Annotated in this window: 18 protein-coding genes; 8 read left to right on the forward strand and 10 right to left on the reverse strand. The window is 63.1% G+C overall.

The genetic code is table 11. The annotated features are described in order from the left end of the window. Positions 1 to 146: 146 nt before the first annotated feature. The gene (gene egtB / locus E7813_RS02070; RefSeq protein WP_291570360.1) at positions 147 to 1,421 is read left to right on the forward strand and encodes an ergothioneine biosynthesis protein EgtB; all 1,275 of its coding nucleotides are present in this window, start codon (positions 147 to 149) and stop codon (positions 1,419 to 1,421) included. 47 nt (positions 1,422 to 1,468) lie between these two features. Continuing rightward, positions 1,469 to 2,440, forward strand: coding sequence for an L-histidine N(alpha)-methyltransferase (gene egtD, locus E7813_RS02075; RefSeq protein WP_291570361.1), 972 nt, complete (start codon positions 1,469 to 1,471; stop codon positions 2,438 to 2,440). A gap of 26 nt (positions 2,441 to 2,466) precedes the next feature. Here the strand turns inward: egtD and E7813_RS02080 are convergent, their stop codons facing one another. Both E7813_RS02080 and E7813_RS02085 read right to left on the reverse strand, forming a co-directional pair. Beyond that, on the reverse strand, positions 2,467 to 3,669 hold the full coding sequence (locus E7813_RS02080; RefSeq protein ID WP_291570362.1) for a low temperature requirement protein A: 1,203 nt from the start codon (positions 3,667 to 3,669) through the stop codon (positions 2,467 to 2,469). 20 nt (positions 3,670 to 3,689) lie between these two features. Continuing rightward, complete coding sequence (locus E7813_RS02085) at positions 3,690 to 3,926, reverse strand: BolA family transcriptional regulator (protein WP_291570363.1); 237 nt, start codon at positions 3,924 to 3,926, stop codon at positions 3,690 to 3,692. A 182-nt stretch (positions 3,927 to 4,108) separates the two neighbouring features. On the opposite strand from E7813_RS02085, the gene E7813_RS02090 reads away from it, so the two are divergent. Continuing rightward, complete coding sequence (locus E7813_RS02090) at positions 4,109 to 4,468, forward strand: DUF427 domain-containing protein (protein ID WP_291570365.1); 360 nt, start codon at positions 4,109 to 4,111, stop codon at positions 4,466 to 4,468. Positions 4,469 to 4,487: 19 nt separating this feature from the next. Here E7813_RS02090 and E7813_RS02095 read toward each other — a convergent pair whose 3' ends face one another. Further along, entirely contained in the window at positions 4,488 to 4,661 is a 174-nt protein-coding gene (locus E7813_RS02095) for a DUF1328 domain-containing protein (protein WP_291570367.1), read from the reverse strand. A gap of 172 nt (positions 4,662 to 4,833) precedes the next feature. Here E7813_RS02095 and E7813_RS02100 point away from each other — a divergent pair, with 172 nt between their 5' ends. Further along, positions 4,834 to 6,036 carry an acyltransferase gene (locus E7813_RS02100; protein ID WP_291570392.1) on the forward strand — a complete coding sequence of 401 codons (1,203 nt, stop codon included), beginning with the start codon at positions 4,834 to 4,836 and terminating at the stop codon, positions 6,034 to 6,036. 252 nt (positions 6,037 to 6,288) lie between these two features. Here E7813_RS02100 and purL read toward each other — a convergent pair whose 3' ends face one another. Continuing rightward, a complete protein-coding gene (gene purL, locus E7813_RS02105; protein ID WP_291570369.1) occupies positions 6,289 to 8,496 on the reverse strand; it encodes a phosphoribosylformylglycinamidine synthase subunit PurL in 2,208 nt (735 codons plus the stop codon). Positions 8,497 to 8,677: 181 nt separating this feature from the next. Here purL and E7813_RS02110 point away from each other — a divergent pair, with 181 nt between their 5' ends. The 3 genes from E7813_RS02110 to E7813_RS26100 are packed head-to-tail and all read left to right on the forward strand — an operon-like array spanning position 8,678 to position 9,679. Further along, positions 8,678 to 9,199 (forward strand): PaaI family thioesterase, encoded by a 522-nt coding sequence (locus E7813_RS02110; RefSeq protein ID WP_291570371.1) that lies wholly within the window; start codon positions 8,678 to 8,680, stop codon positions 9,197 to 9,199. A gap of 4 nt (positions 9,200 to 9,203) precedes the next feature. Further along, positions 9,204 to 9,380, forward strand: a complete 177-nt coding sequence (locus E7813_RS02115; protein WP_291570373.1) for a hypothetical protein — start codon at positions 9,204 to 9,206, stop codon at positions 9,378 to 9,380. After that, positions 9,332 to 9,679 (forward strand): GNAT family N-acetyltransferase, encoded by a 348-nt coding sequence (locus E7813_RS26100; protein WP_363331145.1) that lies wholly within the window; start codon positions 9,332 to 9,334, stop codon positions 9,677 to 9,679. Before E7813_RS02115 ends, E7813_RS26100 begins: the two co-directional genes overlap by 49 nt. Positions 9,680 to 9,729: 50 nt before the next feature. Here the strand turns inward: E7813_RS26100 and purQ are convergent, their stop codons facing one another. The 3 genes from purQ to purC are packed head-to-tail and all read right to left on the reverse strand — an operon-like array spanning position 9,730 to position 11,463. Continuing rightward, positions 9,730 to 10,431, reverse strand: coding sequence for a phosphoribosylformylglycinamidine synthase subunit PurQ (gene purQ, locus E7813_RS02120; protein ID WP_291570375.1), 702 nt, complete (start codon positions 10,429 to 10,431; stop codon positions 9,730 to 9,732). 13 nt (positions 10,432 to 10,444) lie between these two features. Next, entirely contained in the window at positions 10,445 to 10,687 is a 243-nt protein-coding gene (gene purS, locus E7813_RS02125; RefSeq protein ID WP_213245996.1) for a phosphoribosylformylglycinamidine synthase subunit PurS, read from the reverse strand. A gap of 8 nt (positions 10,688 to 10,695) precedes the next feature. Beyond that, positions 10,696 to 11,463: a phosphoribosylaminoimidazolesuccinocarboxamide synthase gene (gene purC / locus E7813_RS02130; protein WP_291570376.1), complete on the reverse strand. Its 768-nt coding sequence runs from the start codon at positions 11,461 to 11,463 to the stop codon at positions 10,696 to 10,698. A gap of 307 nt (positions 11,464 to 11,770) precedes the next feature. On the opposite strand from purC, the gene E7813_RS02135 reads away from it, so the two are divergent. Further along, positions 11,771 to 12,091: a DUF1476 domain-containing protein gene (locus E7813_RS02135; protein WP_291570378.1), complete on the forward strand. Its 321-nt coding sequence runs from the start codon at positions 11,771 to 11,773 to the stop codon at positions 12,089 to 12,091. A gap of 70 nt (positions 12,092 to 12,161) precedes the next feature. Here the strand turns inward: E7813_RS02135 and cynS are convergent, their stop codons facing one another. The 3 genes from cynS to E7813_RS02150 all read right to left on the reverse strand — a co-directional run. Continuing rightward, the gene (gene cynS, locus E7813_RS02140; protein WP_291570380.1) at positions 12,162 to 12,650 is read right to left on the reverse strand and encodes a cyanase; all 489 of its coding nucleotides are present in this window, start codon (positions 12,648 to 12,650) and stop codon (positions 12,162 to 12,164) included. 62 nt (positions 12,651 to 12,712) lie between these two features. Further along, complete coding sequence (locus tag E7813_RS02145; RefSeq protein WP_291570382.1) at positions 12,713 to 13,651, reverse strand: ABC transporter ATP-binding protein; 939 nt, start codon at positions 13,649 to 13,651, stop codon at positions 12,713 to 12,715. Between the two features lie 4 nt (positions 13,652 to 13,655). Further along, positions 13,656 to 14,108: ABC transporter permease subunit (locus tag E7813_RS02150; RefSeq protein ID WP_291570384.1), on the reverse strand; the 453-nt coding region annotated here is incomplete at its 5' end.

Below are 14,108 nucleotides of genomic sequence, written 5' to 3' on the forward strand. Positions count from 1 at the left end.
CGGGATCACCCAAGGGCCGGCGTGGGCGGCGGGCACCCTTATCCCAGCCTCGGAGAGGCTTTTATCCCCGCCGGGAGCCCCTATCTAGGACAGACGCCGGGGAACCCGTCCGCCAGAGCTACGTTCTCTCCCCAACGGAGACTATCGTGACGAAACCAGCATCCGCTGCAGCCACGCTCGCTGCCCCCTGCCCGTCATTATTCTCCGATTCGGGCAGCCTGGCCCAGGATCTGGTGGAAGCCTTCCTTGCCGTCCGAAACGAGACCGAGCGCCGCGCCGGCCCCCTGACGCCTGAGGATCAGCTGATCCAGTCGATGCCGGATGCCAGTCCCGCCAAATGGCACCGCGCCCATACCACCTGGTTCTTCGAGCAATTCCTGCTCGGCGAGCACTGCAAGGGCTACCAGCCGTTTCACCCGGATTATGCGTTCCTGTTCAATTCCTACTATGTCAGCGCCGGACCGCGGCACGCCCGCCACCAGCGCGGCCATCTGACCCGCCCTGGCGCTGAGGAAATCACCGCCTATCGCCGCCATGTCGATGCCGCCGTCGTGAAATTCTTTCACGAGGCCGGCGAGGATACGATCAAGGCGATCGCGCCATTGGTGGAAGTCGGTCTCAACCACGAACAGCAGCATCAGGAATTGATGCTGACCGACATCCTGCACGCCTTTGCGCAAAACCCGATTCCGCCGGCTTACGATCCGGCCTGGCGCCTCCCGGCCTCCACGCGCAGCGGCGACGAAACTCGCGCCGGCGGCGAATGGGTCACCCTCAACGAGGGCATCCACACCGTCGGACACGCCGACGACACCTTTCATTTCGACAACGAGAAGCCGGCGCACCGCGCTTTGGTCGGCCCGGTCAGGCTGGCGCGCAATCTCGTCACCAACGCCGAATGGCTCGCCTTCATGCAGGACGGCGGCTACGCGACGCCGACGCTGTGGCTGATGGACGGCTTTGCCGCCGCCGGCAACGAAGGATGGCAGGCGCCCGGCTACTGGCGCCGGGTCGACGGCGAATGGCAGGTCATGACGCTCGGCAGTTTGCAGCCGGTCGACCCCACAGCGCCGGTCTGCCACGTCAGCTATTACGAGGCCGACGCGTTTGCGCGCTGGAGCGGCAAGCATTTGCCGACCGAAATGGAATGGGAAGTCGCAGGCCGCGGCGGCCACCTCAACGACGCCTTCGGGGTGGTGTGGCAATGGACCCGCAGCGCCTATGCCTCCTATCCCGGTTACCGCGCCATCGAGGGCGCGCTCGGCGAATACAACGGCAAGTTCATGGTCAACCAGTTGGTGCTGCGCGGCTCCTCGCTCGCGACACCTTCGGGCCACAGCCGCGTGACCTATCGAAACTTCTTTTATCCGCACCACCGCTGGCAATTCACGGGATTGCGCCTCGCCGATTACGCCACCTAATTTTTTTAATTCAACCGCGCCGGGGAAGCGCGCTTTGGGAGACGGTCATGAATGTTCACGCCGCGGCTTTGGCTAAAGCGCATCGTTTCGATGAACAGACCTCGACGTTTGCCTGCGACGTGATCGGCGATTTGTCGCAAACCCCCAAACGGCTGTCGCCGAAATATTTCTATGACGCCACCGGCTCGGAATTGTTCGAACAGATCACGCTACTGCCGGAATATTATCCGACGCGCACCGAGCTTGGAATCCTGCGCGCCCGCGGCCGCGAGATTTCGGCCATTATCCCCAAGGGCGCCGCGCTGGTGGAATTCGGCGCCGGCGCCACCACCAAGGTGCGGCGGCTGCTGAACATCTGCGCATTCGGCGCCTACGTGCCGGTCGATATTTCGGGTGACTTCCTCAACGCCCAGGCCGATGCCTTGCGCAAGGACTTCCCCGATCTGGACGTCCACCCGGTCGCCGCGGATTTCACCGCGCCGTTCGCATTGCCCGACGCCGTCAAGGCGATGCCGAAGGTGGGATTTTTCCCGGGCTCGACGCTGGGAAATTTCGAGCCGCACGAAGCCTGCCGTTTCCTGCGCAGCGCCCGCGACATTCTGGGCAAGGACGCGCAGATGGTGATCGGCGTCGATCTCGAAAAGGACGAGCGCGTCTTGTATGAGGCCTATAACGATGCCGCCGGGGTCACCGCGCGCTTCAATCTCAATGTGCTGGAGCGCATCAACCGCGAACTGGGCGGCAATTTCGACCTTTCCGCGTTCACCCACCGCGCGATCTACAACCGCGACCGTCACCGCATCGAAATGCATCTGATCAGCAGGAAGACGCAGAGCGTGCGAATCCTCGGCCGGAGTTTTTCGTTCCGCGCCGGTGAAACCATCCATACCGAGAGCAGCTACAAATACAGCCTCGACCGGTTCACCGCGCTGGCGCGCGGTTCGGGCTGGAAGACGCGGGAATCGTGGACCGACGACAACAGCATGTTTTCGGTTCACGCGCTGGCGGCGGCCGACTGAGTTTCCCGAACCAGGTTTCCTCGTGCTCAGGCCTCCTGGGATCGAGGCGGCCCGGCCGCGCCCGACTTCAGCGAGATCGACTCCCAGGCCGCGACCACGATCATGATCGCGGTGGTCAGGACCGACAGCAGCAGCGGCGAAAGCGCGCTTGCGAAAAACGCCAATACGCCGAGCGCGACGATGCCGGCGCCATGCGAGGGTTGAAGCCAGCCGCGAATGCTGTGCTTGAACAGGATGGTTCCGAGCAGGAATAGCAACGGCCCGCCGATCGCGCAGAGCACCGTCTTCGGATCGGAATGGTCGGCCGGATGCGTCAACACGAGTTCGTTGGCGACGGCGGACAGGATGATGCCGGCCACGATCAAAAGATGCAGGTAGGTGTAGGCCAACCGCGCCAGCCGGCCCGGCTCGGCGGAGTTTGAAATCTGCTCGGAGCCCGCCTCGGCGCCTTTGTGGAAATAGATCCACCACATCGCGAGCGCGCCGATAAAGGCCGACATGAACGCAACGACGGTATCGCGGGTCCAGGCCAGATCGGCAAAGGTCGCACCGATCACCACGATGGATTCGCCGAGCGCGATGATGATGAATCCGGCACAGCGTTCCGCCATGTGGCCGCCCTCGACGACCCAGTCCGCCACCGAGGACGCGCCGTATTTCGGGATCCAGAACCTCACCGCCGGCGAGAGATATTCGATGCCGAGCGCGACCGACCAGAGCACCAGCCGCGGATACCCTTGCGCAAAGCCGCCCGCGATCCAGAACACGGCCGACATCGACAGCCAGACCAGGATGCGGACCGCATTCATGCGCGCCAGCGTCCGGCCCGGCGGGGTCGAGACCAACAGGAAGATGGTGCGGCCGACCTGCATGCCGGCATAGGCCACGGCAAACCAAAGCCCCCGCGACTCAAAGGCCTTTGGAATCGAAGTCGAGAGCACGAGGCCGCCGAGCATCAGCAGGAACAGCAGCACCCGCACCGGGGTCAGTTCGGGATTGAGCCAGTTGGTGATCCACGAGGTGTAAACCCACACCCACCAGACCGCGAGGAACAACAGCGTCGTCTGCAGCGCGCCGAGCGGGGTGAAGCGGCCCAGCAGCGTGTGCGAAATCTGCGTTACCGCAAACACGAACACCAGGTCGAACAGCAATTCGGCATAGGTGACGCGGCTGTGCTGATGCGGCAGAATTTCGCGAAACAGCGCGCCGCGTTCGTTGTTCCCGGCCATCGCGCTGTATCCCGGAGGACCTACCCCTCCGGTACCCCGGTTTGCAGCGCCAGCGCGTGCAGCACGCCGCCCATCTGGCCCTGCAGCGACTGGTAGACGATCTGGTGCTGCTGGACGCGGGATTTGCCGCGGAACGATTCCGAAATCACGGTCGCCGCATAATGGTCGCCATCGCCGGCGAGATCGCGGATCGTCACCTCGGCGTCGGGTATCGCTGCCTTGATCATCGATTCGATATCGCGGGCGTCCATCGGCATTTCGAACAGTTCTCCAGACCGGCGTTTCTAATCGTGGCGACCTCGCCACGGGCGGTGCCGGAACTTTAGCGTGAACGCCCTTCTAGGTCACGCTTTCTCGCACTATATCGGGGTCCAATCGTCATCGAAGCGGCCGGATCGTGCCTTGCGATCACAACGGGCTGACCAAAGAAGGAGTGACCATGAAACTTCCCGGTCCCGACCATCCCATCACCATTACGGCGAACCCCAGGCGCGTCCGCGTCACGGCTGGCGGCGTCGTGATCGCCGACACCACCCACGCTTTGTCGCTGAAGGAAGCAAGCTACCCGGCCGTGCAGTATGTGCCGCGCCAGGACGCCAATCTGGCCCTGCTGGCGCGCACCGAGCGGGTGACGCACTGCCCCTACAAGGGCGATGCGAATTATTTCAGCATCAAGGCCGACGGCAAGACCATCGAAAACGCGATCTGGACCTATGAGACGCCGTTCCCGGCGATGGCGGAAATCTCCGGCCACCTGGCGTTCTATCCCGACAAGGTCAAGATCGAGGAAGGGGCCTGAGGGCCGCTTGTGTTTTTCGTCATATCCTGAAGATCGTGAGACCGAGGATCAGCAGGACGAGGAAGATCACGACGAACACATAAAACAGGAAGCGGGCGATATCCGCCGACGCGGCGGACAGGCCGGTGAAGCCGAGAATGCCGGCGACAACCGACACCAGGAAGAAGATCAGCGCCCATTTCAGGATTGTCATCGCTCGCTCTCCAGCCTCGCGCCCCGCGGAATCGGCGGTGCTTTATCGCTGATCTAACTTCGAGCAATGGCGCTGGTTCCATCGCGGTGAAAGCGCGCCATCGCCACAATTGCCCTTGCTGAATCGGGTTCCCGGCGGCAACATCGGGAAGAACACCCCGCCGGGCGTGCTGATGACCTCGATTTCCAGTTCAGTGGCGCCCGCGCAGACGCGGGCCGCGCCAAAAGCCAAAGCGCGCAACGCGGCGCTCGACCGCGCCCGCACCTTCATCACCATGCTGGTGCTGATCCACCATTCGGTGATCGCCTACACCTATTTCGGCCATACCGACCCCCAGTCGTTCCTGGGCTTCGACGGCGTGGTGACGTTCAACGACAGCTTCTTCATGGAGGCGATGTTCTTCCTGTCGGGGCTGTTTGTCTGGCCCAGCCTGCAGCGCAAGGGAACCGGCTGGTTCCTGCGCGACCGCTGGTGGCGCCTCGGCCTGCCCTTTATCGTCTGCGCGCTGATCCTGATGCCGGTGGCCTATTACGCGGTCGATCTGCGCGTATCCGGCGCAAACAGTTTTGCGGAATTCTGGTGGAAGACGGTCACCGTCGGACCCTGGCCAAGCGGACCGGCTTGGTTTGTCTGGGTGTTGCTGGCGCTCGATGTGATCGCCGCCGGTGTGTACCTCGCAGCCCCCGGATGCGTCGAAGCCATCGGCCGGCTGTCGCGCGCCAGTTTTGCGCGGCCCGGATTGTTCTTCTGGGCGCTGCTGATCGGATCAATCGTCGTCTATGTCCCCCCGGTGCTTTATTTCGGCGCATCGCGCTGGTTCACGGCCGGCCCGCTCGCGATCCAGGCCAGCCGCATTCTGCTTTATTTGCTGTATTTCTTTGCCGGCGTCGGCATCGGCGCGGCGGGCTTCGGCGAAGGGGTGCTGGCCGGCGATGGCGGGCTGGCGCGGCGCTGGCCGCTATGGCTCGCGGCGACCATCGCCACCTATGGCTGCATCATCGGCCTGATCTACATCAAACACTCGGTGCTTCCCGACGTGAACCATCAGCCGTTGTGGTGGGAGACGGCCTATTCGCTGGCATTCGCGTGCTACAGCGCGGCGCAGACACTCAATGTCCTCGCGCTGTTCCTGCGCTTCGACAATGACGGCTCGAGCATCCTCGATCCCCTGCGCGACAGCGCCTATGGCATCTACCTGATCCACTACATCCCGGTGCTGTGGCTGCAATACGCGCTGCACGACTTCGCGTTGGCGCCGGTGATGCAGGTGAGTGCGATCCTCAAGGCGGTCGTCGTCTTCATTCTGACGCTGGCCTTGAGCTGGGCCGCAACCGCGGCCTTGCGGAAGATCCCGGGCGCCACCCATGTGCTCTAGAATCTGATCCTGCTTCGCAGGCTCGTCGGCTATCTTTTTGTTCAGCCATGATGTTTTTCGAAAAACCGGTCCGATTTTTCGGGATCGTGTTCGGACAGTTGGCATCAAAACTGCATCGGTTTTCCCGGGAGGTGTGTCCAAGGCCAGCATGAAAGGACGCTCGAATGGGATTATCCGCTATTTTGATCGCCACCGCGATCAGCCTCACGATGCTCGTGATGGTTTCAGACCTGCCCTGACGGCAAGCTTCGTTCAGAACGCCTTGCCGCCCATATAGTCCGGAAACCAGCTCTCGAAGGCCGCTGCCAGCGCCCTGACCGGCACCGCGCTCTGGCCGGCAATAGCGATGGCATCGCCGCCGGTGGTGCCTATACGCACGCATGGCACACCGGCGCCCTTCATCTTCGCCAGCACCAGCCCTGCCTGTTCGACGGGCATCGTGACGATGTAGCGTGCCTGATCTTCGCCAAACCAATAGGCATGCGGCACGATCGATTCCGGCCCCGCCAAAAGCTGCGCGCCGATGCCGCCGGCGATGGCCATCTCCGCCAATGCAACCAGCAGCCCGCCATCGGAGACGTCGTGCACGGCGGTTGCGGTACCGGCGCGGATCATGCCGCGCACCACATCGCCGTTGCGCTTTTCCGCGGCGAGGTCGACCGGCGGCGGTGCGCCCTCTTCGCGGCTGCAGATGTCGCGCAGGTAAACCGACTGGCCGAGCCATCCCTGGGTCTCGCCCACCAGCAGGATCGCCTCGCCTTCCGCCTTGAACGCCAGCGTGGCGGATTTGGTGAAATCGTCGAGCAGCCCGACGCCGCCGATCGAGGGCGTCGGCAGGATGCCGCGGCCGTTGGTCTCGTTGTAGAGCGAGACATTGCCGGACACGACCGGGAAGTCGAGCGCGCGGCAGGCTTCCGCGATGCCCTTCAGGCAGCCGACGAACTGGCCCATGATCTCCGGCCGCTCCGGATTGCCGAAATTGAGATTGTCGGTGATCGCCAGCGGCCGGCCGCCGACCGCGGTGATATTGCGCCAGGCTTCCGCCACCGCCTGCATGCCGCCCTGGTACGGATCGGCCTCGCAATAGCGCGGCGTCACGTCGACCGTCAGCGCCAGCCCCTTCGGCCCGTCCTGCACCCGCACCACCGCCGCGTCGCCGCCGGGACGCTGCACGGTATTGCCCAGGATGACGTGGTCGTATTGCTCCCACACCCAGCGCTTCGAGCAAAGCTCGGGCGTCGCGATCAGTTTTTCGAGCGCTTGCGGAATTCCCAGCGGCGGCTTCACCTCGCGCGCATGGATCACCGGCAACAGCGGCGTTGCCACATGCGGCCGGTCATACAGCGGCGCCTCGTCGCCCAGTTCCTTGATCGGCAGATCGGCCATCACGTCGCCGCCGTGTTTGACCACGAAGCGCTTGCTCGGCGTGGTGTAGCCGACCACCGCGAAATCCAGTCCCCACTTGCGGAAGATCGCCTCGGCTTGCTTCTCCTTCTCGGGCTTGAGCACCATCAGCATGCGCTCCTGGCTTTCCGACAGCATCATCTCATAGGCGCTCATGCCGGTTTCGCGGGTCGGCACCGCGTCAAGGTCGAGATCGACGCCGAGATCGCCCTTGGCGCCCATCTCTACCGCCGAGCAGGTCAGGCCCGCCGCGCCCATGTCCTGAATCGCGATCACGCAATCGGCTTGCATGATTTCGAGGCAGGCTTCCAGCAGCAGCTTTTCCGCAAAGGGATCTCCGACCTGCACGGTCGGGCGCTTCTCGGCGGAGTCGTCGTCGAATTCGGCCGACGCCATCGAGGCGCCGTGAATGCCGTCGCGGCCGGTCTTGGAGCCGAGATAGACGATCGGCATGTTGACGCCCGACGCCGCCGCGTAAAAAATCTTGTCGGTATCGGCAAGGCCGACCGCCATCGCATTGACGAGGATGTTGCCGTCATAACGGGTGTGAAAACGCACCTGCCCGCCGACCGTCGGCACCCCGAAAGAATTGCCGTAGCCGCCGATGCCGGCGACGACCCCGCCAACCAGATGGCGTGTCTTGGGGTGTTCCGGCGCGCCAAAACTCAGCGCGTTGAGGCAAGCGATCGGCCGCGCGCCCATCGTGAACACATCGCGCAAAATGCCGCCGACGCCGGTGGTGGCACCCTGATAGGGCTCGATGTAGCTCGGATGGTTGTGGCTCTCCATCTTGAACACGACCGCCAGGCCGTCGCCGATGTCGATGACGCCGGCATTCTCGCCCGGTCCCTGGATCACCCACGGCGCCCTGGTCGGCAGTCCGCGCAAATGCAGCCGCGACGACTTGTACGAGCAGTGCTCGTTCCACATCGCCGAGAAAATCCCAAGTTCGGTGAAACTCGGCACCCGGCCGATCAATTTGAGGATGCGCTCGTATTCGTCCGGCTTCAGGCCATGGCTGGCGACGAGTTCCGGGGTGATTTGCGGCTGGTTCATGAGGCTTCTTGCGCGATCAAGGTCTCTTATTAGGGAGATCGGAAGGGCTGGAAAAGGCCTTTTATGGCGCAATTTCCGGCTGTCCATAGATTTGCGGGAGCACGATGGGCGATGGCGGTTTGCACATCGCGGGCGGATCGGATTTAAGGGCCCAGCACACTCAACCCAAGGGCCACAGCGCGTGGACGACCTCGCCAAAAACGCATTCCTCAACCGCCCCGACCTGCACGTCGGTACCGAGGGCGAATTCAGTGGGTGGCGGACCTGGAACCGCGACAATTTCGAGACCAACAACGGGCCGTTCTGGCACCGGATGGAAGACGACGGCCGCATCCATTGCGCGTTCCGGGTCGAGAAGAAGCATCTCAACGGCACAGGCAACGTTCATGGCGGCGCCTTCATGACATTCGCGGATTACTGCCTGTTCGCGGTGGCTTCACCGATACTGCAGGGACCGGGCGTAACTGTTTCGTTTGCCTGCGAATTCCTCGACGCGGCGCGCGCGGGCGAGTTGATCGAGGGCACGTGCGAAATCATGCGGGCCGGCGGCTCGATGACCTTCCTGCGCGGCCTGCTCAAATCCGGCGAGCGGCCGCTGTTCACGTTTTCCGGCACCATCAAGCGGGTCAAGCGGCGAACGCCGCGGGCAGCAAGCGACGACGCCGGCCAAGCACCGCCTGGATCGGAGGGCGGCGTGGGGTGATTGGATGAACGAGCGCGCCGGTGTCGACATCGAGCGGATGACGACGGCAACCGATGACGTTCGCCTGTTGATCGGCGAACTCGACCAGGTGCTTGCGGCCAATACCCGCCCGAGCAGCGGCACGGGCTGGCGTTGCAGGCGCTGTTCCAGCCGCACATTCTTTTCTTCCTGGCGCGGCTGAACGGCGCTGCCGTTGGCTGCGGCGGGATGGCCCTGTTTGCTGATTTCGCCGAAGTGAAGCGCATGTATGTGCGCGAGGCGGTGCGTGGACGCGGCGTGGCGCAGGCCTTGTTGGCGCGGATCGAGACCGAGGCGCGCGCCGCCGGACTGTCGTCCTGCGCCTGGAGACGGGAGAACGGCAGGCGGCGGCATTGCGATTTTATGGACGGGCCGGCTTTCGGCCCTGCACGGCATTCGGCGACTACACGGCGATGTCCCGGGAGGCCGTCGCGACCAGCATCTTCATGGAAAAGCGGCTGACGACACCAACTCCTTGAGGCGCGGCGTTACTCGATGGCGCGCGTCCGGTGCTACGCCGCGCGCTGCAGATGCGCCACGAGGCCTGCGAACAGGCCGCGGCCGTCGGTGCAGCCCATGATGTCTTCGACGTGGTTTTCCGGATGCGGCATCATGCCGAGCACGTTGCCCTTGTCATTGACGATGCCGGCAATCGCGTGCGAGGCGCCATTGACGTTGGAGCGTTCGTCGATCGCGCCCTCGGCGGAACTATAGCGGTAGAGCACGCGTCCTTCGCCTTCGAGACGCTTCAGCGTCTCTTCATCCGCCTCGTAATTGCCCTCGCCATGCGCGATCGGCACGCGGATGACCTGGCCTGCATTGTAGCCGCGGGTGAACGGCGTATCGGAGCGCTCGACCCGCAGGTGCACGTCGCGGCAGATGAATTTCAGCCGCGCGTTGCGCATGAGCACGCCGGGCAACAGGCCAGACTCGCACAGAATCTGGAAGCCGTTGCAGACCCCGAGCACAAGGCCGCCGCCTTTGGCGAAACCGCGCACCGCATCCATCACAGGCGCGCGCGCGGCGATGGCGCCGCAGCGCAGGTAGTCGCCGTAGGAAAATCCGCCGGGCACCACCACGAGATCGGTGCCCTTGGGCAGCGAGGTTTCGGCGTGCCAGACCATCGCGGGCTCATGCCCCGACGCCAGCCGCAGCGCTCGCGCCATGTCGCGCTCGCGATTGATTCCGGGAAAGACGAGAACGGCGGATTTCATGGGCGCGTCGTGCCTAGCTCAGAACCTCAACCCGGTAATTCTCGATCACGGTGTTGGCCAAGAGCTTGTCGGCGGCATCCTTCAGCGCCGCTTCGGCCTTGGCCTTGTCGGAACCGGAAAGCTCGATGTCGAACACCTTGCCCTGGCGCACGCTGGCGACACCGTCGACACCGAGCGATTTCAGCGCGCCTTCGATGGCCTTGCCCTGGGGATCGAGGATGCCTGATTTGAGCGTGACGGTGACGCGCGCTTTCACAGTCAACCTCAGCTCTTGACCAGCACCGGACCGGAGCCCGCGGGACGCTCGTTCTCCATCAGGATGCCCAGGCGCTTGGCGACCTCGGTATAGGCCTCCAGAAGGCCGCCGAGATCCCTGCGGAAGCGGTCCTTGTCGAGCTTCTCGTTCGACTTGATGTCCCACAGCCGGCACGAATCCGGCGAGATCTCGTCGGCGACGATGATTCGCATCATCTCGTTCTCGAACAGCCGGCCGCATTCCATCTTGAAATCGACCAGACGGATGCCGATGCCCAGAAACAGCCCGGTGAGGAAGTCGTTGACCCTGATCGCCAGCGCCATGATGTCGTCGATTTCCTGCGGCGTCGCCCAGCCGAACGCGGTGATGTGCTCCTCGGAGACCATCGGGTTATTGAGCTGGTCGTTCTTGTAATAGAATTCGATGATCGAGCGCGGCAGCTGGGTGCCTTCCTCGATGCCGAGGCGCTGCGACAGCGATCCCGCCGCCACATTCCGCACCACCACTTCCAGCGGCACGATCTCAACTTCGCGAATCAGTTGCTCGCGCATGTTGAGGCGGCGGATGAAGTGGGTCGGCACCCCGATGTCGTTGAGGTGCTGAAACAGGTACTCCGAAATCCGGTTGTTGAGGACGCCCTTGCCCTCGATCACCTGGTGTTTCTTGGCATTGAACGCGGTCGCATCGTCCTTGAAGTGCTGGATCAGGGTTCCCGGTTCCGGTCCTTCGTAAAGGACCTTGGCCTTGCCTTCATAAATGCGGCGTCGACGGCTCATAGGGATGTACCGTGTGTTGTTGAAATCCATGAATTTGGTGTGCTCCGATGACAAAGGATACGACCCACGACGGAGCTGCCGTGAAGGCCAGGAACCGAAAACAGAACAAGAACCGGGCCTGAGGGCAACCTAACCGATTGGCCTATCCAGCACAATCGATCCGGCCGATCGGGACCGAGTTTTACCGCTCGGCCTGCGGCTTTTCCGCCGTTGTTTTAACCATTTACTCTCGCTATCTAGGCATGGAAGCAGGCAGCCGCAACGCGGCCGCCATCACCGATTCGGCACCGAGACGGGAACCCTTGATATGACCACATTCGACAAGCGCGAAGAAGGTTTCGAGAAGAAGTTCGCGCTGGACGAGGAGCAGAAATTCAAGGCCGAGGCCCGCCGCAACCGGCTGCTCGGATTATGGGTAGCCGGGAAGCTCGGCATCTCCGGCGACGCCGCCAGCGCCTACGCCAAAGACGTGGTGGCGGCTGATTTCGAGGAAGGCGGCAACGGCGTGGTCCGCAAGGTGACTGCCGATCTCGGCGCCAAAGGCATTGCCATCACAGACGCCGAGCTTGGCCTGAAGATGGGTGAGTTGATGGCGCAGGCCGTCGTGGAGCTGAAAGCGGGGAAGTGAGGCGTGCGCGACAGCATCCTTCGAGGCTCGCCGAAGTCGGCTCGCGCGTCGAAGGATGGCGTCCACCTATTTACCCCTCCTTGAACCCATACTCCGGCACGTTGCCGCTGGCGCCGTAATATTTGTACGGCAGGAATTTGCCCGACATCGTGATCTTGACGCGGTCGCCCTTGGGATTGGGCAGGCGCTCCATCACCATGTCGAAATCGATCGCCGACATGATGCCATCGCCATATTCCTCCTCGATCAGCGCCTTCCAGGCCGGCCCGTTGACCATCACCAGCTCGTAGAAGCGATAGATCAGGGGATCGGTCGGCGGCATCGGGGTGCCCTCGCCGCGCATCGGCACCTCGTTGAGCATCGCGGTTTCGGACTTCGACAGCCCGAACAGTTCGGCGGCGTTGGCCGCCTGCGGTTTCGTCAATTTCATCTGGCCGAGGATGGCGCCGACGATCAGGACTTCGGAATAACCGCCGATCTTTTCGCAGATGTGCTTCCAGCTCCAGCCTTTCTCGCGCTTGATGTCGAGCAGCTTTTCCGTGAGGTCGGTTCGTTTCATGTGTGGTCTCCCTTGCGCTCGTCATGCCCGGCCTTGTGCCGGGCATCCACGTCTTTCTCGCCTTACGCAGACGTGGATGGCCGGGACAAGCCCGGCCATGACGCCTGCTGTGATTCTTCATGTCGCGCGTCGGATATCGATGCGATCATCAGTTCCGGCTTTCCGATCCGTACCGTCGGCACATTGCGCGGATCGTGATCCGGTACATCGGCAGCGAAAGTCTTGCTGCGGCTGACCAGAAAATCGACGATGTGATTTCGCACCGCATAATAGTAGGGATGGCGGTGCAGATCGACGCGGCCGCGGTCCTTTGGCAGCGGATTTTCCACGACCTCCGCCAGCACCGCGCCGGGCCCATTGGTCATCAGGAAAATCCTGTCGGCAAGATAGATCGCTTCATCCACGTCGTGGGTGATCATGAACGCGGTCTGCCCGGTCTCCAGGCAAATGCGGCGAACTTCGTCCTGTAGCGTGCCGCGCGTCAGGGCATCGAGCGCCGAAAACGGCTCGTCCATCAGCATGATCTTTGGCGTGATCGAGAGCGCGCGCGCAATGCCGACCCGCTGTTTCATGCCCCCCGAGAGCTCCGACGGGCGTTTGTGCTCGGCGCCGGTCAGCCCGACGAGATCGATGAAGGTCTGCGCATGCGCCTTGACCCTGGCGCGGTCCCAGCCGCGCCATTTCGACGTCACCGCATAGCCGACATTGCCGAGCACGGTACGCCACGGCAGCAGCGCGTGGCTCTGGAAAATCACGGCGCGGTCGAGACTGGTGCCCTCGATGGCCTGCCCGTCCACGATCACGGTGCCCTCGCTTGGCTCATCGAGCCCGGCGAGGATGTTCAGCACCGTGGTCTTGCCGCAGCCGGAATGGCCGATCACGCAGACAAACTCGCCCCGCGCCATCGACAGCCAGAGATTTTCGAACACCGCGATCTCGCCGCCATCGGCGCCCGGATAGCGCTTGGCGATGGCTTCGATAGAAATGAATTTGTCGGTCACCGCTTCACTCCGGAAACGTGACCATGCGCGTGAAGCGCGCGAGAATCTGATCGAGCAGCATGCCGACCACCCCGATCACCAGAATGGCGATGATGACGTTGGTGATCGAAAGGTTATTCCATTCGTTCCAGACGAAATAGCCGATGCCGGTGCCCCCTACCAGCATCTCGGCGGCGACGATCACCAGCCAGGCAATGCCGATCGAGATTCGCATGCCGGTGAGAATCGTCGGCGCAGCCGCCGGCAAAATCACCGTGAAGGCACGCCTGACGGTGCCGACTTCCAGCGTGCGCGCGACATTGATCCACTCCTTGCGGACGGCCGCGACGCCGAACGCGGTGTTGAGCAGCATCGGCCACACCGAGCAGATGAAGATGACGAAAATCGCGGACAGTCCCGAATCCTTGATGGTGTAGAGCGCCAGCGGCATCCAGGCGAGCGGCGAGATCGGCTTCAG

The sequence above is a fragment of the Bradyrhizobium sp. genome, assembly GCF_004799405.1.
GTDB lineage: Bacteria > Pseudomonadota > Alphaproteobacteria > Rhizobiales > Xanthobacteraceae > Bradyrhizobium.